Genomic DNA, 16,757 nt, shown 5'->3' with positions numbered 1-16,757 from the left:
AGTCAGTCCATCCGGGAGGCCGGGCCCGCAGGGCCCGCGGATGGGTGTTTGTGCACAGTCCTTCTTACAAAAGATTTCTCTTTAGAGAGGGATCCATCTCAGTAATAGGAACTGTGGAATCTGTGGACAACTGTCACATCGGGCCAGTCGGACGGGGTGCGCGGGTGTGCATGACCGGTGGAGCGTCGTTGAGCGGAATCCCAAGAGTTTGTGGACAAAACTTGTTGTTCGCGCGGCGTCCACCGTCGGTGCACAGGTCTTGCCCTGTTATCCCACGCCGGTCCACAGCCTCCGGAGACAAAAATTGTCATTCGGAGATGGCCGATCCGAGTGTGCGAGAACACAGAAGATCGACGCGTCAGTCTCGACCCGGGGAACAGAGTTGTGGTTCGGGCGGGCCGGATCCGACGGGATACGACGCCACCCTCACTCTTCGTTCAGGGCGCTGCGCCGCCCCTCGCTCTCCGTTGCGGGCGCCGCGACACCTTTCACAGCTGCCTGTTTCGCGCGGCGTGACACGTCGTTGCTCCCAGTCGGTCGGCGCGACGTCTCAATTGCTGCCTGTTTCGGGCGGCGCAGCGCCTTTTACCGCTGCCTGAGGTGCGAGGAGCGCAGCGACGAGCCACGAAGGCCTGGTGAGACGACGCCGCTGACGCTCGCCCCTCCAGGAGCACCCAGATCGACCCCTGACACACGAAACGCGCCTCCCGTGCGGGGCACGAGAGGCGCGTGGAGGTAGAGGAGAAGGACTGTCAGCCCACCGCACGCTGCTTGATGCGGGCGGTCAGCTCCTGGACGTGGTCGTACACCTTGCGGCGCTCGGCCATCTCCTTGCGGATCTTGCGTTCGGCGTACATGACCGTGGTGTGGTCGCGGTCGAATGTCTCGCCGATCTTCGGCAGCGACAGGTCGGTCAGCTCGCGGCACAGGTACATCGAGATCTGACGTGCCTGGGCGATGGACCGGGTTTTACCGGGTCCGCGCAGCTCCTCGACCGAGATGTCGAAATACTCGGCGGTGATCGCGAGGATGCTGGCGGCGCTGACCTCGAGGGTGCCCGAGTTGGGCAGCAGTGCCTGCAGGACGACGTCGGCCAGCGACTTGTCGAGCGCTGCGTCGTTGAGTGAGGCGAACGCCGTAACGCGGATCAGCGCACCCTCGAGCTCGCGGATGTTGCGTTCGATCTTCGACGCGATCAGCTCGAGGACGTCGTCGGGCACCGCGATGTTGTCCATCTGCGCCTTCTTGCGCAGGATGGCGATGCGGGTTTCCAGGTCGGGCGGCTGGACGTCGGTGATCAGACCCCACTCGAACCGCGTGCGGAGTCGATCTTCAAGTGTGGCAAGCTGTTTCGGCGGACGATCGGACGAGATGACGATCTGCTTGCTCGCATTGTGAAGGGTGTTGAAGGTGTGGAAGAACTCTTCCTGGATACCTTCTTTACCCACCAGGAACTGGATGTCGTCGACCAGCAGCACGTCGACATCGCGGTAGCGGCGCTTGAACGCCACCCGCCGGTCGTCACGCAACGAGTTGATGAAGTCGTTGGTGAATTCCTCGGTCGAGACGTACTTGACGCGCATCCCGGGGAACAGCCGTTGGGCGTAGTGTCCGGCCGCATGGAGCAGGTGGGTCTTGCCCAGTCCCGACTCTCCCCAGATGAACAGCGGGTTGTACGCCCGTGCCGGAGCCTCGGACACCGCGACGGCCGACGCGTGCGCGAAGCGGTTCGAGGCACCGATGACGAAAGTGTCAAAGGTGTACTTGGGGTTCAGGTTTGCGCTCGACGGCGACGGCGTGCTCGTCGGCCGCTCGGCGAAATAGGAGGCCCAGTCGCCCGACGGTCGTCCGGTGTCGCCACCGGGCACCGCTCCGGCACCCGGGGCGGCCGGGAATCCGGCACCGATCGCCGCACCCGGGACCGCGGAGTAGTCGACCGGTGCCGAGCCGTTGACCAGGCGTGGTTCGGGCGCGGCCGGCTCCGGCACTGGTTCGTCGTTGCGGGGTGTCTGGATGCGGACGCCGAGGTCCACGGGCTCGTTGAGGTGACGGCTCAGAACGGATCGGATCGTCTCGCGCAGATTGCGCTCGATCTGTTCCTGGACCAGAGCGGTCGGCACGGTGAGGAGGGCGAATCCCTCGGTGAGGGTGAGGGGTCGAACCAGTGACAGCCACGCCTTCTGCTGGCGGGTCAGTGGTTCGTGGTCACGTGCGGCTTCGTCGTCGTTGAGTTCGGCGACGACCTGTTGCCACACCTCACCGAATGTGTCGCGGTCTGAAGTCACGGGGCTGGCCTCCTGACCCGGAAAACTACCAGCGTTGACGCGGGCCGGGGCACCCCACGTCATCGACCGCATCTCTCCACAGAGTTATCCACACCTGTGTACAACGGTGATGACGAACTTGGGACTTTGGTCGGTAACCTCGGATCCCGGCGACACTTCGTTCGTGTCCGGCAGGGGTTCGGGGCCGACGCTCTGACAGAACCTAACAGAGGTGTCGGCGGGCGACAAAGCGATCGGGACAATTGACTCGTTCGAACTGATTGTCGTCATCCGCGTGCTCCAGAGCACACCTGGTGAGAGACTGTTCTGCCGCCCCGACGGCCGCGTTTGATTTGAGCGCGCGCTGTCAGTAGTCTCGACTGGTCATCCAGGTTGCGGATTTGCGCGGCGTTTTGTCATGTTCGCCGAGTTCATCACCGACAAGAGTTCGGCACCGTCCTGGATCAACGACCAACGACAACATGTGGGTCACGTGCGGGTAACCGGCGTTCTCACAGGGAGCACAAGGAGTCACCGTGGCCAAGGGCAAGCGTACTTTCCAGCCGAACAACCGTCGTCGTTCGCGCGTGCACGGCTTCCGTCTGCGTATGCGGACCCGCGCCGGCCGTGCGATCGTCAGCAGCCGTCGTAACAAGGGCCGCGCGAAGCTCACCGCCTGATCGTCGGCTACCCACCGGATCCCCCGGGTCCGGTCAGCTGATCGATGACTGCGTCTTCTCATCGGATCTCTCGTGGATCCGACTTCTCACGCACCCTGAAGTCCGGTGCGGGGGTGAATGCTCGTGACTTCGTCGTACACCTGGCACCGGTCGGCCCACAGTGGCCGGATCCGGCCGGGTTGCGGCGCGACGTCGCCATGACAGGTGGACCCTGGCTCGGCCTCGTCGTGAGCAAGTCGGTGGGCAACGCCGTGGTCCGTCATGCCGTCGCACGACGGCTGCGGGCCGCGTTCGCGGCGACCAGGCATCTCTGTCCGGCCGTCGAGACATACGTGGTGATCCGCGCTCGGCGCGGCGCCGCGGACAGGACCAGCGAAGAACTGGCGGATCAACTCCGGGCAGCCTTCACCAGCCGGCGGGTCGTCGAAATGGCGTCCACCGCAGGCACACCGATCGGGGCGGGTGTCGGTCGATGATCGACGCCGAGCTGGATGACCGTGGATCGGCCCCCTCCCCCACCCCGTCATCGTCGACCCCGGACACTCGGACCGACTCGCCCGCGGACGCGGACGATCAGCTCACCGTCATCACTCGGATGCGCCGCGGAGCCCACCTGATCCCCCGCCGCACGGTCATCTTTCTCATCGAGCTCTACCGCACCTGGGTCTCGCCGCTGCGGCTGCCCACGTGCCGGTTCGAACCGACCTGCTCGGGCTATGCAGTGGAAGCCCTCTCTCGTCACGGCTTTCTGTACGGCTCCCTGCTGGCGACGGTCCGGCTCCTCAAATGCGGTCCGTGGCACAAGCCCGGATACGACCCGGTCCCGGATAGAGGTCCCCGCGAACTGTGGAGCGATCTCTGCGGGCGGATCCGTGAACTCTCCGGCGGGTCGCAGGCGGCCCACGATGACCGGACCCATCAGCCACCATCCCGGCGGAACGATTCCACCTAGAGAACAACAAGTAAGGGGTACCTGACCCGTGCTCGACTTCATCTACTACCCGGTCTCCGGGATCATGTGGGTGTGGCATTGGCTCTTCAGCTACGTCACGCCCAGCAGTCCCGGTGGCGACGGCATCGCCTGGGCACTGTCCGTGGTGTTCCTCGTCTTCACCCTGCGCGCGATTCTCTACAAGCCCTTCGTGAAGCAGATCCGCACCACGAAGAAGATGCAGGAGATCAACCCGCAGCTTCAGGCGATCCGGAAGAAGTACGCCAAGGACCGGGTCAAGATGACCGAGGAGATGCAGAAGCTGCAGAAGGAGCACGGGTTCAACCCGATGCTCGGCTGTCTGCCGATGCTGCTGCAGATCCCGGTGTTCATCGGTCTGTTCCACGTGCTGCGTTCGTTCAACCGCATGGGTACCGGCATGGGACAGCTCGGCATGAGTGCCGCCGAGACCCGGTCGCAGGGCAACTACGTCTTCAGCGCCGACCAGGTGCAGAACTTCCTCGACGCCCGTCTCTTCGGTGTGCCCCTGTCGTCCTACCTCGTCGAGCCGGTCACCGAGTTCCAGGCCTTCGTCGAGCCCGGCGCCCCCATCGATTTCACCCGTGTCCAGATCGGTTATGTCATCGTCCCGATGATGATCATCGCCTCGATCGCGACGCACATGAACTCGCGCGCATCGGTGCAGCGTCAGCCCGAGGCTGCGCTCGAGAACCCGCAGACCCGAATGATGAACAACCTCGCGCTGTACATCTTCCCGATCGGCATCCTGATCACCGGTCCGTTCTTCCCCGTCGCGATCCTCCTCTACTGGATGAGCAACAACATCTGGACCTACGGCCAGCAGCATCTGGTGTTCGGCAAGATCGCCAAGGAAGAGGAAGAGGCCAAGCGCCTCAAGCAGGAGAAGCTGAAGGCGAACGCCCCCAAGCCCGGTGCGCGTCCGGACCGCCAGAAGAAGCGCAACGCATCTGCTGATGCCTCCGGGGACGCGGATACGACGGCTGTGTCGATGACCAAGGCGGGTGCAGCCGACGAAGCGGGTACGACGTCTGACTCCTCCTCCGGCGAAACCACCGACTCCGCGCCGAGCGCGAAGCCGAAGCCGGGACAGAAGCCGACGCGCTCAGGCGCCGGCGCCGGTCCGGGTTCCAAGAAGCAACCCCCCAATCGGGGCGGGAAGTCCACCGCCAAGAGCGGTAAGAAACGCGGCAAGCGATGACCGCACAAGACTTGTTCGAAGCACACAGTTAGGTGAATGAGATGACAGCAGAGACTGCAACTCAAACCGGAACCGGGACCGAGGCACAGGACGACGCCAAGGCCACGACCGAAGCCCAGACCGACACCGCCGAGTCCACCGGAGCGGACGCCGCTGCCGACACCGACGTCACCGATGAGTCCGCCGAGGACTTCGACGACGATCAGGACGATGACGAGGACGATGAGGATCGCCTCGTCGAAGAGGGCGAGATCGCGGGCGACTACCTCGAGCAGCTGCTCGACGTTCTCGACTTCGACGGAGACATCGATCTGGATGTCGACGGTGACCGTGCCGTCGTCAGCATCGACGGGGGCGACGACCTGACGAAGCTCGTCGGCCGTAAGGGTGAGGTTCTCGACGCCCTGCAGGAGCTGACCCGCCTCGCGGTCCAGCAGGCGACCGGCGAGCGCAGTCGGCTGATGCTCGACATCGCCCGGTGGCGTGCCGACCGTCGTGACCGCCTGGCCCGTCTCGGCCGTGAGGTGGCCGAGCGTGTGCTCAAGTCGGGCGAGCGTGAAGCGCTCGATCCGATGACTCCGTTCGAACGCAAAATCGTTCACGATGCGGTCGCCGCCGTCGACGGTGTCGTCAGCGAGAGCGAGGGCGCCGAGCCCAAGCGCCGCGTGGTGGTCCTTCCCGAGTAGGACTCACCCGAACCTGAAGCCCACTCAGGCCCCGACCGACGGTCGGGGCCTGAGTTGTTTTCAGGGCTCCCCTCCCCTGCCGTTCTGGTGCCGACGTCTCGGTGTCCCGGCTCCGCGCGGGAATCACAACGGTGTTGTTTCACGTGAAACCGGACGGGGTCTTAGTGTGTACGCACTCGACTCTGAACGCCTAACTCGTGATGGCTCGAGTAGTGGTCCGCGACGGGGACGGTTGGCAAGTTCGAAGCCCGCCGGCGGACGGGGTGCCGAGACGTCGAACTGACCGTTCCGGGGCTGTAAAGACAGCGAATTTTCAGGACCTGAATTATCGGTGCTGATTCGTCACGTGTCGATTCATTCCGATCCGGTCCCCGATTGCCGGATAGCGCTGCTTATCCCCGCCCCGGGTTTCGCGTGCTGGGCATAACACTCGGGTCCCCTGCTGTCGGAGGGCTATGCCCTGGGCGGCGTCTCGGACGTACCGCCCGTGTTTGTGTGTCCAGCTGCTGACGCCAGTGCAGAATGATCCCCCCGGCCTGAAGCCACCGCAGTCGTCTCACCCAACTCTTGTCCGACGCTGATACCGCAGACGTGGCAATTGTCGGCGTCCACCGACGAACTGTCGATACGGGCCTCGCCGGACGTGCATCACTTCGAGCGAGCCCGGAACTGCTGGTTCACCTGACTTGAAGTCAGTAGCGGACCCTCGCGTCCACGGAACCGGATCCTCGATCACCTTCGATAGTTAACCCCCACGGTTGGAGCTACAGCCGCCAGACTTCGCGCATGGTGTCGGACACCGACACGTTTCGCGACACCTGCGTGCGCACCGCCGCGGTTCCACGTGCCGACTCTGTATCAAGTAGCCCGCGGCCAACTCAGGCGGCCTTGGTTTGACTCTGGACCGCCGGGACGCTCGGCGACAGGGGCGAGCCGGTCGAAGATGTCCGCTTGCGGATGCGCCAACCCTCAAGACCGGTGTCTGCCGTCGCAGCAAAGGTGAAGCTGTCGGTCGGTCCGGACGCGGAGAGGAACGTACGCGACGCTTCCTGAAACCTGGCCCCACTCCCCTCCCCCAGCCGAATGGGTTCACGTCGCCGATAGGAGAAACACCCGGCGTGCTCGGGTGCTCGCTGTCGAAGCATGGGCCGAGTGGCCTCTGATGTCTCGGCGGTCGTCGGAAGCGCGGCGCGGCGGGTACCGGTACGGTCTGTGGCTCGGCCGATCGGAGGGCCTACGCTCACGCAAAGACAGCCGCGATGACCCCGGGACCGGAATGACATAGGTGTCGTTTCACGTGAAACCGGACGCCCTCTATTGCTGTACCTGACGCGGCAGCATCGCCCGGTCCCATATGAAGCCGTCGCACCGGTGCTTCGGCGAACCAGACGTTTGTTACGCAGTCCTCGATTGGAAGTGCCCTACGTCGGACCCGCGCTCACTGGCGGGACCCCTTCGCGATCGCCGACGTGTAGACCGGCTCGCTAGCTCCGGTATGATCCTCAGTCTGAGCGAAGGACCCCGCTACGCTCCCGTCGAGCCGGGTGCTCGCCGCTCAGTCGACCCGTCTGTGCGTTCAGCCGTCAGCCATATCAGGCGAACCCACGATCGTCGCCGGGGCTGTGGCACCTGGCGGTAGTAGAAGGGGGCCGTTGCTGCGCCACCACGATATGCCGGGTGCTACTAAGCAGTGCGTGGTCTGAGCCGGCCAGTAGGGATAGCACCGTGCTGACTGGGCGACCTCGTGGGCGAGAACCTGGCGTCACAGCACCCGCGCGGGAGCGATCCTCGATTTCGCTTTGGTTCACCGCGTTCCGACTAGTGGCCGTATGGGGATCGGCAGTTCCCGCCCATCGATCGGGTCCTCGTGTCGGGGGTCAGATCAGCCACCGCAGACGTCACACGAACCGACCCGCACCCTGCCAGTCTCCGAGGGGAAACCTTCTGGGATCGGTTGGCTTCGGGCGGCGTTCGGGGGAACCGATGGCAAATAACAACGCTGTTGTTTCACGTGAAACGTGGGCCGTGGCGGTGATGTGTACCGACCGTCAGTCCCGCCCGGTTCCACGTGAAACACTGTCATAGGACCAACTAGAAACGGAGGCCAAGTGTCGTCAGACGCTCAACCCGATGACCATCCCGACCTTGACGCATTGCAGACCCCGCCGGCTTCGGCCGACGCGGTCTTCGGCGAACGTAAGGAACTGGCGAAGGGTTACTGGCGAATACTGGCCACCGATGGGATCGACCACGGTCTGATGGGACCCCGCGAGGTGCCACGGTTGTGGGATCGCCACATCCTCAACTGCGCGGTGATCGGGGAACTGATCAAGGAGGACGAGACGGTGTTCGACGTCGGGAGCGGCGCGGGTCTCCCCGGGCTACCGCTCGCGATCGCGCGCCCAGATGTGTCCATCACCCTGATCGAACCGCTGCTCCGGCGCAGCACCTTCCTCGAGCGAGCGGTGGAGACACTCGGTCTCGAGAACGTGCGGGTTGTTCGCGGCCGTGCGGAGGAGAAGGCGGTCCGCGCCGATGTCGGCCTCGCGGACGTGGTCACCTCACGGGCCGTTGCGCCGCTCGAGCGACTTTCCAAGTGGTCCGCTCCCCTGGTTCGCGGGGGCGGTCGGATGATCGCGATCAAGGGATCCTCGGCAGCCGAAGAGATCGAGCGGGATCGCGCGGTGGTCGGGCGGACCGGAATCAGCGACCTCCGCGTCGTCACGTGTGGGGCGGTTCTCGAGACTCCGACGACGGTCGTCGTAGGGACGAAGGCCGAGCGCGCCGCCAAGAAACAGCGACGACGATGAGTACCGACTCGGTCATTCGGGCCGATGCGGCGGATCCCGCCGATGGTGTCACACAGAGGGAGTTCTGAATTGGTATGGAGTCCGCGTAAGGCGCAGAATAGAAAGCGATCTGGCAGCGCGTCTCGGCGCTCTGCCTTCGACGATTCTGCATCTGTTGGAGCCGGGGCGACGCCCGCCGGAGCCGACAACTCGAACGCCTACCAGGTAGGTCAAAGGAGTGCCCGCGTGGTCGATCAAGACCCGAACGTTTCACGTGAAACGCCAGCCGCTGGAGCCCCGCCCGTCGCGGGCGAACCATACGCCGACACCCCGATCGCCATGGCTGCGGAGCGCGCCAGCCAAGTCCTGACCCCGGGGGGTGCCGGCCAACTCCCCCGTCCCCAGCACACCCGGATCATGACCGTTGCGAACCAGAAGGGTGGCGTCGGTAAGACCACCACCGCGGTGAACCTCGCAGCCGGTCTCGCTGTCCGTGGACTGCGCGTACTCGTCGTAGATCTCGACCCCCAGGGCAACGCGAGCACCGCCCTGGGCATCGACCATCGGGCCGAGGACATCGCTTCCGTCTACGAACTGCTCCTCGGCGAGGTGACTCTCAAGGAGGCCATCCAGGAGTCGCCGAGCCAGCAAGGTCTCTTCTGTGTGCCGGCGACACTCGATCTGGCCGGTGCCGAGATCGAGCTCGTGTCCCTGGTGGCGCGTGAGAACAGGCTTCGCAACGCGCTCTCCGACGAGGTGCTGGCCGAGTATCAGATCGACTACGTCTTCATCGACTGCCCACCGTCGCTCGGCCTGCTGACCGTCAACGCAATGGTCGCCGCCCGCGAGGTCCTCATCCCGATCCAGTGCGAGTACTACGCACTCGAGGGTGTGGGGCAGCTCCTGAGAAACATCGAGCTCGTCCAAGCGCACCTCAACCGTGGGCTGCACGTGTCGACGATCGTCCTCACGATGTACGACGGTCGGACCAAGCTGGCCGATCAGGTGGCTGAGGAAGTCCGCCGCCACTTCGGCGACAAGGTACTCGGCACGATCATCCCCCGCAGCGTGAAGGTGTCCGAGGCACCCGGTTATGGGATGACGATCATCGAATACGACCCGGGTTCACGTGGGGCGATGAGTTACCTCGACGCGGCGCGCGAGCTCGCTCTCCGCGGCGCAGCAGAAGACGCTCAGGCATGACGACAAAGATCCGTTTCCGAGTGGAGGTAGAGGCATGAGTCAACGGGACACCGCGCAGCGCCGAGGCGGACTGGGTCGTGGACTGGCCGCACTCATCCCGACCGGTCCCACCGAGGATCAGTCGAACGCTCCTCGACTGGGCAACGCAGCGGCCGACGTTGTCATCGGCAAAGGCCCTTCGCCCGTGGTCGACGGCCGGCCCTCCTCCCCCGTCGATGCCTCGACGGTTGACGTGCTGAGCCGCGAAGAGGCCGGTGCCGTCTACCGGGAGATCCCGCCCAAGCAGATCCAGCCGAACCCCAACCAGCCGCGAACGGTCTTCGACGACGAGCAGATGTCCGAGCTCGTCCACTCGATCCGCGAGTTCGGATTGATGCAACCGATCGTCGTACGGCGCCTGAAGGAGCCGACGGCTGACGGTGTCGCCTACCAGATCGTCATGGGTGAGCGCCGCTGGCGAGCGAGCCAGGAGGTCGGCCTCGAGGCCATTCCGGCCATTGTTCGTGAGACCGCCGACGGCGACATGCTGCGTGACGCACTGCTCGAGAACATCCACCGCGCACAACTGAATCCGTTGGAGGAGGCGGCCGCCTACCAACAGCTTCTCGAAGAGTTCGGTGTCACCCACGAGCAGCTGGCCGCTAAGCTCGGCCGCTCACGTCCGCTCATCAGCAACATGATCCGGTTGCTCAAGCTACCGATCCCGGTGCAGCGTCGGGTGGCGGCGGGTGTCCTGTCCGCCGGTCATGCACGCGCCCTCCTCTCCCTGGAGACCGGGAGCGATGCGCAGGAGGCTCTCGCCGCGCGGATCGTCGCCGAGGGACTGTCTGTTCGCGCGACCGAGGAAGCTGTGACTCTCGCCAACCGCGGCGATGGGCCTGAGGCGAAGCCGGCGGCGCCGAAGCGTAAACCGATGCAGATGCCTGGACTCCAGGACCTCGCCGAGAGACTGTCCGACAGCCTGGACACCAGGGTTACAGTCAGTCTAGGGAAGCGGAAAGGGAAGATCGTCGTGGAATTCGGATCGGTTGACGACCTGGAACGCATCGTTCAGTTCATCGACCCGAACAAGTGAATTTCACCGCGGATTTCTCGGTACCAGCGGATGCGGAAGTAATGTCACAGTGACGATTGACAGACCAGGCACGGACCTGGACTTCGAGATGGGTTGTAACCCAACACTTTTCGTCGATTCACGTCTTCGGCTCGGAGATCGGTGACATGAGCGTGTCGATCGTGCGGTTGGAACTCGGATCTTTCGAGTCGCTCCCCCATCACACCCGCCGATGTGTCTTCTGGGAGGTCGAACCGACCACCAACGGCCAGGCCTACGAGAGCGAGTTCGACAAGGAGGCCTGGATCTCGGGGCTGCTACTCGAGTGGGGTGCGTGCGGACAGGTCGCCATTGACTCGACAACCAATTCCGTCATCGGTACGGCGTTCTACGCACCACCGAACAGGGTGCCCCGTTCGCAGCACTTCCCCACTTCCCCGGTCAGTCACGACGCCGTCCTACTCACCAGCATCCGCACCGAGCCGGGACATGAGGAAGTGGCGACGATCTTGCTCGACGCGGTGCTCGGTGATCTGATCCGCCGCGGCGTCCGCGCAGTGGAGGCTTTCGGTCTCGTTCGAAACGGTGCCGGCGGTGCCGAGTTCGGCGGATCGATCGGCGCTACACCGTCCATGTCCGAGAAGGCGGGTGAGGCCGTCACGGGTGTAGGTCTCCCCGACCTCGACTTCTGGACGGACGAGGCGATCATCGAAGTCGCGCGAGAGATCCTGGAGGACTCACAGGCGGATCTGTGCACCTCGTGCATGATCGACGCGTCGTTCCTCAAGAACTCCGGATTCGACGTCGTCTCTTCGCATCAGCGGTTCCCGCGGTTCCGTCTGGAGCTCGATGAAGGGCTCGGCTGGAAGTTCGAGGTCGAGAGCGCACTGGAAAAGCTCGTGGTGATGGCCGAGATCGATCTCACCGGACGGCAGCGAACAGCTGTCCCGGTGGGATCGGGTGCGGATCGCGTCAGTGCGAAGCGTTCTCCGCGGCCAGAAGGTCCGCGAAAGTGTAAGTGCCCGTAGGACGATCGTCCTGGTCGAGCAGGTACAGCCGCTTCACCGCGACCAGGATGGCGTCGGCGATGACATTACGCCAATCGGAACTACCCAGCACCGCAGCATCATCCGGATTGGTGATGTAACCGACGTCGATGAGGGCAACCGGCATCCTGGTGAGCCGCAGGACATCCCAGGTGCGCTCATGGGTTCGACAATCGGCAAGCGGTGTGCGAGCGGCGATCTCGCGCTGGATGAACCCGGCGAGATTGCGGCCGATCGTCGAGAAAGAGTTCTGGTTGTTGCCGAAGTAGAACGAGGCGACGCCGTTGGCCTGTGCATTGTGGTAATGACCGCAACGCAGCGAGATCATCAGGTCGGCATCCATGAGGTTTGCGACCCGGGCACGTTCGTTGTCTCCCGGTCGGCCGCGACCGTCGTGGGACAGGAAGGTCTGCATCCCGGCAGCGGCCATGCGGCCCTCGAGACGTGCACCCAGATCCCAGAGCAGATCGGATTCGCGTTCGGCGAGCTCCCCGGTCGACAACGGGTGCAGCCCGCCGGAACCCGGATCGATGAGGATCCGCTTGCCCGACAGCTGCGGGCCGGAGCGTCGGACCTGCTCCTCCTGCCGGATCGCGTAGGGCGAACCACCGGTTACACGGGTACCGAGACGTTCGAGAGAGCGGAGAGTTGCCGGTCCGCAGATTCCGTCGGAAGCCAGACCGTATTCACTCTGGTACAGACAGACCGCGTTGTGGGTGTTGAGCCCAAAGATGCCGTCGACAAGAGAGGTGTAGTAGCCGAGGTTCTGGAGGCGGTGCTGCAGAGTTGCGACGTCGTCGCCGACCATGGGCGCCGACAGCTGGTACGAGAGCACACGTGCGCCGAGACGGTAGGAGGCCTCTCTGAGGACCCGGTAGGTCGCGGGGCCGACGATCCCGTCGACGATCAGACCGCGCTGCTGCTGGAACGCCCGAATTGCCCGGTCACAGGCTTCGTCGAAAACAGGGTCACCACGGTCGGGCAACAGACCGAGCCCGACCAGGATGGCGCGGATCTCGGCCACCGCCGAGCCGTGATCCCCAAGTCGGAACAATGGCATGTCGTCACCCCTCGTACGAATCGCGGCAGGGTGACGCCCTGCCGGCGATATCTGGCGGACCGCGTGACTGCGGTACCGGTCAGCATCAGCCTGCATTCTCTCAGCTGAAGTTCACTACACCAAACTGGAACAGCTCCAGTGGCGTCGTTGCCGGTTCGTGTCCCTCATGGTCGGGGACCCGGGCCGACACTACCAACGACGAGAGCCCGCGGGCCGACGACAACGTCGTTCACCCGTCGGACTCTCGTCGCGGATCAGAAGAAACTGCAGGTCAGGCCGACTGGCCGATCACCGAATCGAGTTCGCGGAGCAGAGCCGCCTTGCCCTTGGCCCCGACGATCGTCTTCACCGGCTGACCCTTGTCGAACAGGATCATGGTCGGGATCGACATGATCTGGAAGTCACGCGCGGTGGCCGGGCTCTCATCGACATCCAACTTGGCGATGGTGAGCTTGTCGCCGTTGTCGCGGGCGATCTCCTCGAGCACCGGGGCGACCATGCGGCACGGGCCGCACCAGGTGGCCCAGAAGTCGACCAGGACCGGCTTGTCGGCACCGAGAACGGTGTCCTTGAAGGTGGTGTCGTTGACGACGACCGTGTTTGCACCCATGGTGATGTCCTCCTCAGATGGACTCAAAGAATGAGATTGGGATGGAAAGCTCGGTCAGGCGGGTGCCTGAACAGCTTCGACCTCGGCGACCGACTCGGCGTCGACGGTGTGCGCGGGCGCCTCACCCTGTTCGGCGAGCCAGCGCTCCGCGTCGATGGCCGCCGAGCAGCCGCTGCCGGCTGCGGTGATGGCCTGGCGGTAGGTGTGATCGACCAGGTCGCCACAGGCGAAGACGCCGGGCAGCGAGGTGTAGGTGGTCCGATCCTTCACGAGGACATAGCCCTCGTCGTCGAGGTCGACCTGTCCGCGGACCAGTTCGCTGCGCGGATCGTGACCGATCGCGACGAACATGCCGGTGACATCGAGGTTGCTTACCTCACCGTTGCGGGTGTCCTCGATCTCGAGACCACTCACCGACCCGTCGCCGATGACCGAACGGACGGCGGCGTTGGTCACGAAGCGGATCTTGTCGTTGTTGCGGGCGCGCTCGAGCATGATCTTCGAGGCGCGGAACTCGTCGCGGCGGTGAACCAGCGTGACGGTGCGGGCGAACTTCGTGAGGAAGGTCGCCTCCTCCATCGCCGAGTCGCCGCCGCCGATGACGGCGATGTCCTGGTCCTTGAAGAAGAAGCCGTCGCAGGTCGCGCATGCGGAGACACCGCGACCGAGGAGCTCCTGCTCTCCCTGGACACCGAGGTATCGCGCTGCGGCGCCCATCGCGAGGATGACAGCGCGTGCGCGGAACACCTCACCGCCGACCTCGACCTCCTTGACGTCACCCTCGAGGCGGACCGTGTCGACGTCCTCCATGCGCAGGTCGGCGCCGAATCGGATCGCCTGCTCGCGCATCTCGTCCATCAGGGCCGGGCCCTGGATGCCGGTCTGGAAGCCGGGGAAGTTCTCGACCTCGGTGGTCGTCATCAGCGCGCCACCGAATTGGGTGCCCTCGAAGACGATCGGCGCTAGCTCGGCGCGCGCGGCGTAGATCGCCGCGGTGTACCCGGCAGGACCAGATCCGATGATGATCACGTCGTGGATCTGCTGGGTCTCTGGCTGGCTCATCCGTCCTCCGTGCTGTGGGGTATGCGGAATCCCGGAGTTCTCGTCGGGATCACGGCTGCTTCAACACAAGGGTAAGCGCAGATGTTCCCGGTCAAGTCCGTGCGTCCGGCGTGGTGACGCAGGTCTCGGCCCTGGCACAGGCGATCAGGCGCCGATCGTCCCCCTGGCCAGGAACGCGGGATTGCCGGTGTCGCATTCGAGACCGACGATCAGGGCGTCGAACCGACCGGCGATGCCGGTCGACAGCAGGATGGCGGCGGCGGGGTCACCGTGGAAGGTGATCCGCCCGGAGCCGACGATCACAACCGTCGCGGGGATGAGGTGAGCCGCGGTGCAGCGTCGGAGCGCGGCGACCGATTCGAACGGTGCCCCGTCGGTACGACCGAGGACCGAGAGGGCCGACGCGGAACCCGCCGGGTCCAGGGTCTGGGTCGATCCGGTCTGGGCCTGTATCGGAGATGGGGTGTCGTCGGACGAGGAGGACATCAGTCGAAGCACGCCGATCGAGCCGAGGGCGACCACCGCGATCGCCGCCGCGGCCAGCACCACCGGAAGGATCTTCGACCGACCGGGTCGGTCGCGCCGTGCGGCGAGATCCGCCGGGGAGTCTGCGACGAGACCGGGTCGTGCGGGGCCGGGAGGCGCTGCCGCGCCGGTCGCGGACGATCCCGCCAGTGCTGCCAGTGTGGCCTGGACATCGGCGCGGACATGATCCGGAACCGCATGGGGGGCGGGGGCCGAGGTGCGAAGCTGACTCGTCGTCCGGTCCAGAGCTGCCAGGATCTCCTGCGCGGCAGTGTCATCGGCGATCTGGGCACGAATGTGGGCGGCAGCGCGCTCGGACAGCACTCCGGCGTGAAGATCGGCCAGCGTGTCCGCCGAGTACGGCGGATCGGGCAGATCGCCGGACTCGGTGTCGTCAGGTCCCCGCGGGGTCATGGTGTCAGTCTTCCATTCCGAAGGTCGGGCGTCGGTGTCTCGGTGGTGGCATCTCGCTGGTCGTGGTCCGTTGTCGTCGAATACTTGGACGCACGACGCGCGGTTCCGGTTCCGCTCCGGCCGGATTCATCGCCGAAGACGTTGGCAGGCGTCGACTTACGCGTCATCGGCAGTCCGGAGGTGGCCCAGGACCTGGGCGAGTTTGAGACGTCCGCGTGCGCAACGACTCTTGATGGTCCCTTCGGCGACGCCGAGCAGGGAGGCGGCCTCGGCGATCGAGTAACCCTCGAGATCGACGGCGACGATGGCCTGCCGCTGGCCTTCGGGAAGAGCGTGCAGGGCCCGGCCGATGGAGACGGACAGATCTACCGCGGCGATGTCGTCGGCGGTGTCGGCGATCGACATCACGTCCCATTCGGGCAACGGAACGGTCTTGCGGGAGTTGTTGCGTCGGATCCGGTCGAGGCAGGCGTTGACGACGATCCGGTGCAGCCAGCTGGTCACCTTCGCGTCGGACCGGAAATCCCCGGCGGTCCGGTGGGCGGCGAGTAGCGCGTCCTGTAACCCGTCGGCCGCGTCCTCGGGGCTTTGGCTGGTCCGGATGGCGACCGACCACAGGTAGTCGAGGTGACGATTGACCAGATCGGTGAACGCGCCCGGGTCGCCGGCGACGTGAGCGCGTAACAACTGCTCATCGGTGCGCAGGTCAACTGCGTCGTTCCCCCCGGCCATGCGCTGAGAGTAACGGAGAAGTCACCACCCGACCCGGTGACGACGCGGTTGTCTACAGGAGTGATCCCGCTGTGGACAGTCGGTTTGGAGGGTGTGTTCAAGCCTCCAGCCGGGCTCGGACGGCGGCCATCCGCTGCGCGAGTTCGCGTTCGTCGATCACCCCGCGATCGAGCAGAGTGTGGGCCAGGGCGACGAGCTGATTCTCCGGATAGGGGAGGTCGGCGTAGGTGGTCGCCGCCAACCGGTCCTCTTCGTCCCGGCGCTCCACGACCCCGGGCGCCGCGCACCCGCTGTCGGCGGCCCGGTCGAGCGCATCGCAGAGACCGTCGAGGCTGGTCTTCCACGGCGGGACGAGGTTGGCGACCCCGTACTTGGCGGCCATCCGCGGCCACACCTGGTCACGCTCGACGACCTCGGCGAGCGGCGAGTAGACATCTCCGGTCTCGGGTTGCGTCGACATC

16 protein-coding genes are annotated in these 16,757 nt (G+C 65.0%); 9 read left to right on the top strand and 7 right to left on the bottom strand.

The features are described from left to right. Positions 1-752: 752 nt before the first annotated feature. A complete protein-coding gene (dnaA, locus tag M1L58_RS08460; protein ID WP_248658548.1) occupies positions 753-2,285 on the bottom strand; it encodes a chromosomal replication initiator protein DnaA in 1,533 nt (510 codons plus the stop codon). A 515-nt stretch (positions 2,286-2,800) separates the two neighbouring features. Between dnaA and rpmH the strand changes: the two genes are divergently transcribed. The 9 genes from rpmH to M1L58_RS08415 all read left to right on the top strand — a co-directional run bounded on the left by rpmH (position 2,801) and on the right by M1L58_RS08415 (position 11,875). Next, positions 2,801-2,944, top strand: a complete 144-nt coding sequence (gene rpmH, locus M1L58_RS08455) for a 50S ribosomal protein L34 (protein WP_005200386.1) — start codon at positions 2,801-2,803, stop codon at positions 2,942-2,944. A 44-nt stretch (positions 2,945-2,988) separates the two neighbouring features. After that, positions 2,989-3,420 (top strand): ribonuclease P protein component, encoded by a 432-nt coding sequence (gene rnpA, locus M1L58_RS08450; RefSeq protein ID WP_248658547.1) that lies wholly within the window; start codon positions 2,989-2,991, stop codon positions 3,418-3,420. Then, on the top strand, positions 3,417-3,896 hold the full coding sequence (yidD, locus tag M1L58_RS08445) for a membrane protein insertion efficiency factor YidD (RefSeq protein ID WP_248658546.1): 480 nt from the start codon (positions 3,417-3,419) through the stop codon (positions 3,894-3,896). The genes rnpA and yidD overlap by 4 nt, the downstream gene beginning before the upstream one ends. Positions 3,897-3,924: 28 nt before the next feature. Beyond that, positions 3,925-5,115 carry a membrane protein insertase YidC gene (gene yidC, locus M1L58_RS08440; RefSeq protein WP_006868473.1) on the top strand — a complete coding sequence of 397 codons (1,191 nt, stop codon included), beginning with the start codon at positions 3,925-3,927 and terminating at the stop codon, positions 5,113-5,115. Positions 5,116-5,156: 41 nt separating this feature from the next. After that, positions 5,157-5,801: a Jag family protein gene (locus M1L58_RS08435; protein WP_248658545.1), complete on the top strand. Its 645-nt coding sequence runs from the start codon at positions 5,157-5,159 to the stop codon at positions 5,799-5,801. A 2,108-nt stretch (positions 5,802-7,909) separates the two neighbouring features. Further along, positions 7,910-8,611: a 16S rRNA (guanine(527)-N(7))-methyltransferase RsmG gene (gene rsmG, locus M1L58_RS08430; protein WP_006868476.1), complete on the top strand. Its 702-nt coding sequence runs from the start codon at positions 7,910-7,912 to the stop codon at positions 8,609-8,611. Between the two features lie 225 nt (positions 8,612-8,836). Continuing rightward, positions 8,837-9,793: a ParA family protein gene (locus M1L58_RS08425; protein ID WP_006868477.1), complete on the top strand. Its 957-nt coding sequence runs from the start codon at positions 8,837-8,839 to the stop codon at positions 9,791-9,793. 34 nt (positions 9,794-9,827) lie between these two features. Continuing rightward, complete coding sequence (locus M1L58_RS08420) at positions 9,828-10,868, top strand: ParB/RepB/Spo0J family partition protein (protein WP_154883704.1); 1,041 nt, start codon at positions 9,828-9,830, stop codon at positions 10,866-10,868. A gap of 146 nt (positions 10,869-11,014) precedes the next feature. Continuing rightward, complete coding sequence (locus tag M1L58_RS08415) at positions 11,015-11,875, top strand: hypothetical protein (protein WP_248658544.1); 861 nt, start codon at positions 11,015-11,017, stop codon at positions 11,873-11,875. Here the strand turns inward: M1L58_RS08415 and M1L58_RS08410 are convergent. From M1L58_RS08410 to M1L58_RS08385, 6 genes are all read right to left on the bottom strand, one after another. Then, positions 11,820-12,953 (bottom strand): N-acetylmuramoyl-L-alanine amidase, encoded by a 1,134-nt coding sequence (locus tag M1L58_RS08410; protein ID WP_248658543.1) that lies wholly within the window; start codon positions 12,951-12,953, stop codon positions 11,820-11,822. The genes M1L58_RS08415 and M1L58_RS08410 overlap by 56 nt on opposite strands. 271 nt (positions 12,954-13,224) lie before the next feature. After that, positions 13,225-13,563 (bottom strand): thioredoxin, encoded by a 339-nt coding sequence (gene trxA, locus M1L58_RS08405; RefSeq protein WP_005200681.1) that lies wholly within the window; start codon positions 13,561-13,563, stop codon positions 13,225-13,227. Positions 13,564-13,617: 54 nt separating this feature from the next. Next, positions 13,618-14,625 (bottom strand): thioredoxin-disulfide reductase, encoded by a 1,008-nt coding sequence (gene trxB, locus M1L58_RS08400; RefSeq protein WP_248658542.1) that lies wholly within the window; start codon positions 14,623-14,625, stop codon positions 13,618-13,620. Positions 14,626-14,769: 144 nt separating this feature from the next. Continuing rightward, positions 14,770-15,564, bottom strand: a complete 795-nt coding sequence (locus M1L58_RS08395; RefSeq protein WP_248658541.1) for a hypothetical protein — start codon at positions 15,562-15,564, stop codon at positions 14,770-14,772. Positions 15,565-15,720: 156 nt separating this feature from the next. After that, entirely contained in the window at positions 15,721-16,296 is a 576-nt protein-coding gene (gene sigM, locus M1L58_RS08390; RefSeq protein ID WP_006868483.1) for an RNA polymerase sigma factor SigM, read from the bottom strand. A 97-nt stretch (positions 16,297-16,393) separates the two neighbouring features. Then, positions 16,394-16,756: an SH3-like domain-containing protein gene (locus tag M1L58_RS08385; protein WP_248658540.1), complete on the bottom strand. Its 363-nt coding sequence runs from the start codon at positions 16,754-16,756 to the stop codon at positions 16,394-16,396. Position 16,757 lies beyond the last annotated feature (1 nt).

The sequence above is a fragment of the Gordonia sp. C13 genome, assembly GCF_023218005.1.
GTDB classification, from domain to species: domain Bacteria; phylum Actinomycetota; class Actinomycetes; order Mycobacteriales; family Mycobacteriaceae; genus Gordonia; species Gordonia namibiensis.
This window is presented reverse-complemented; position numbering and strand designations above follow the sequence as displayed.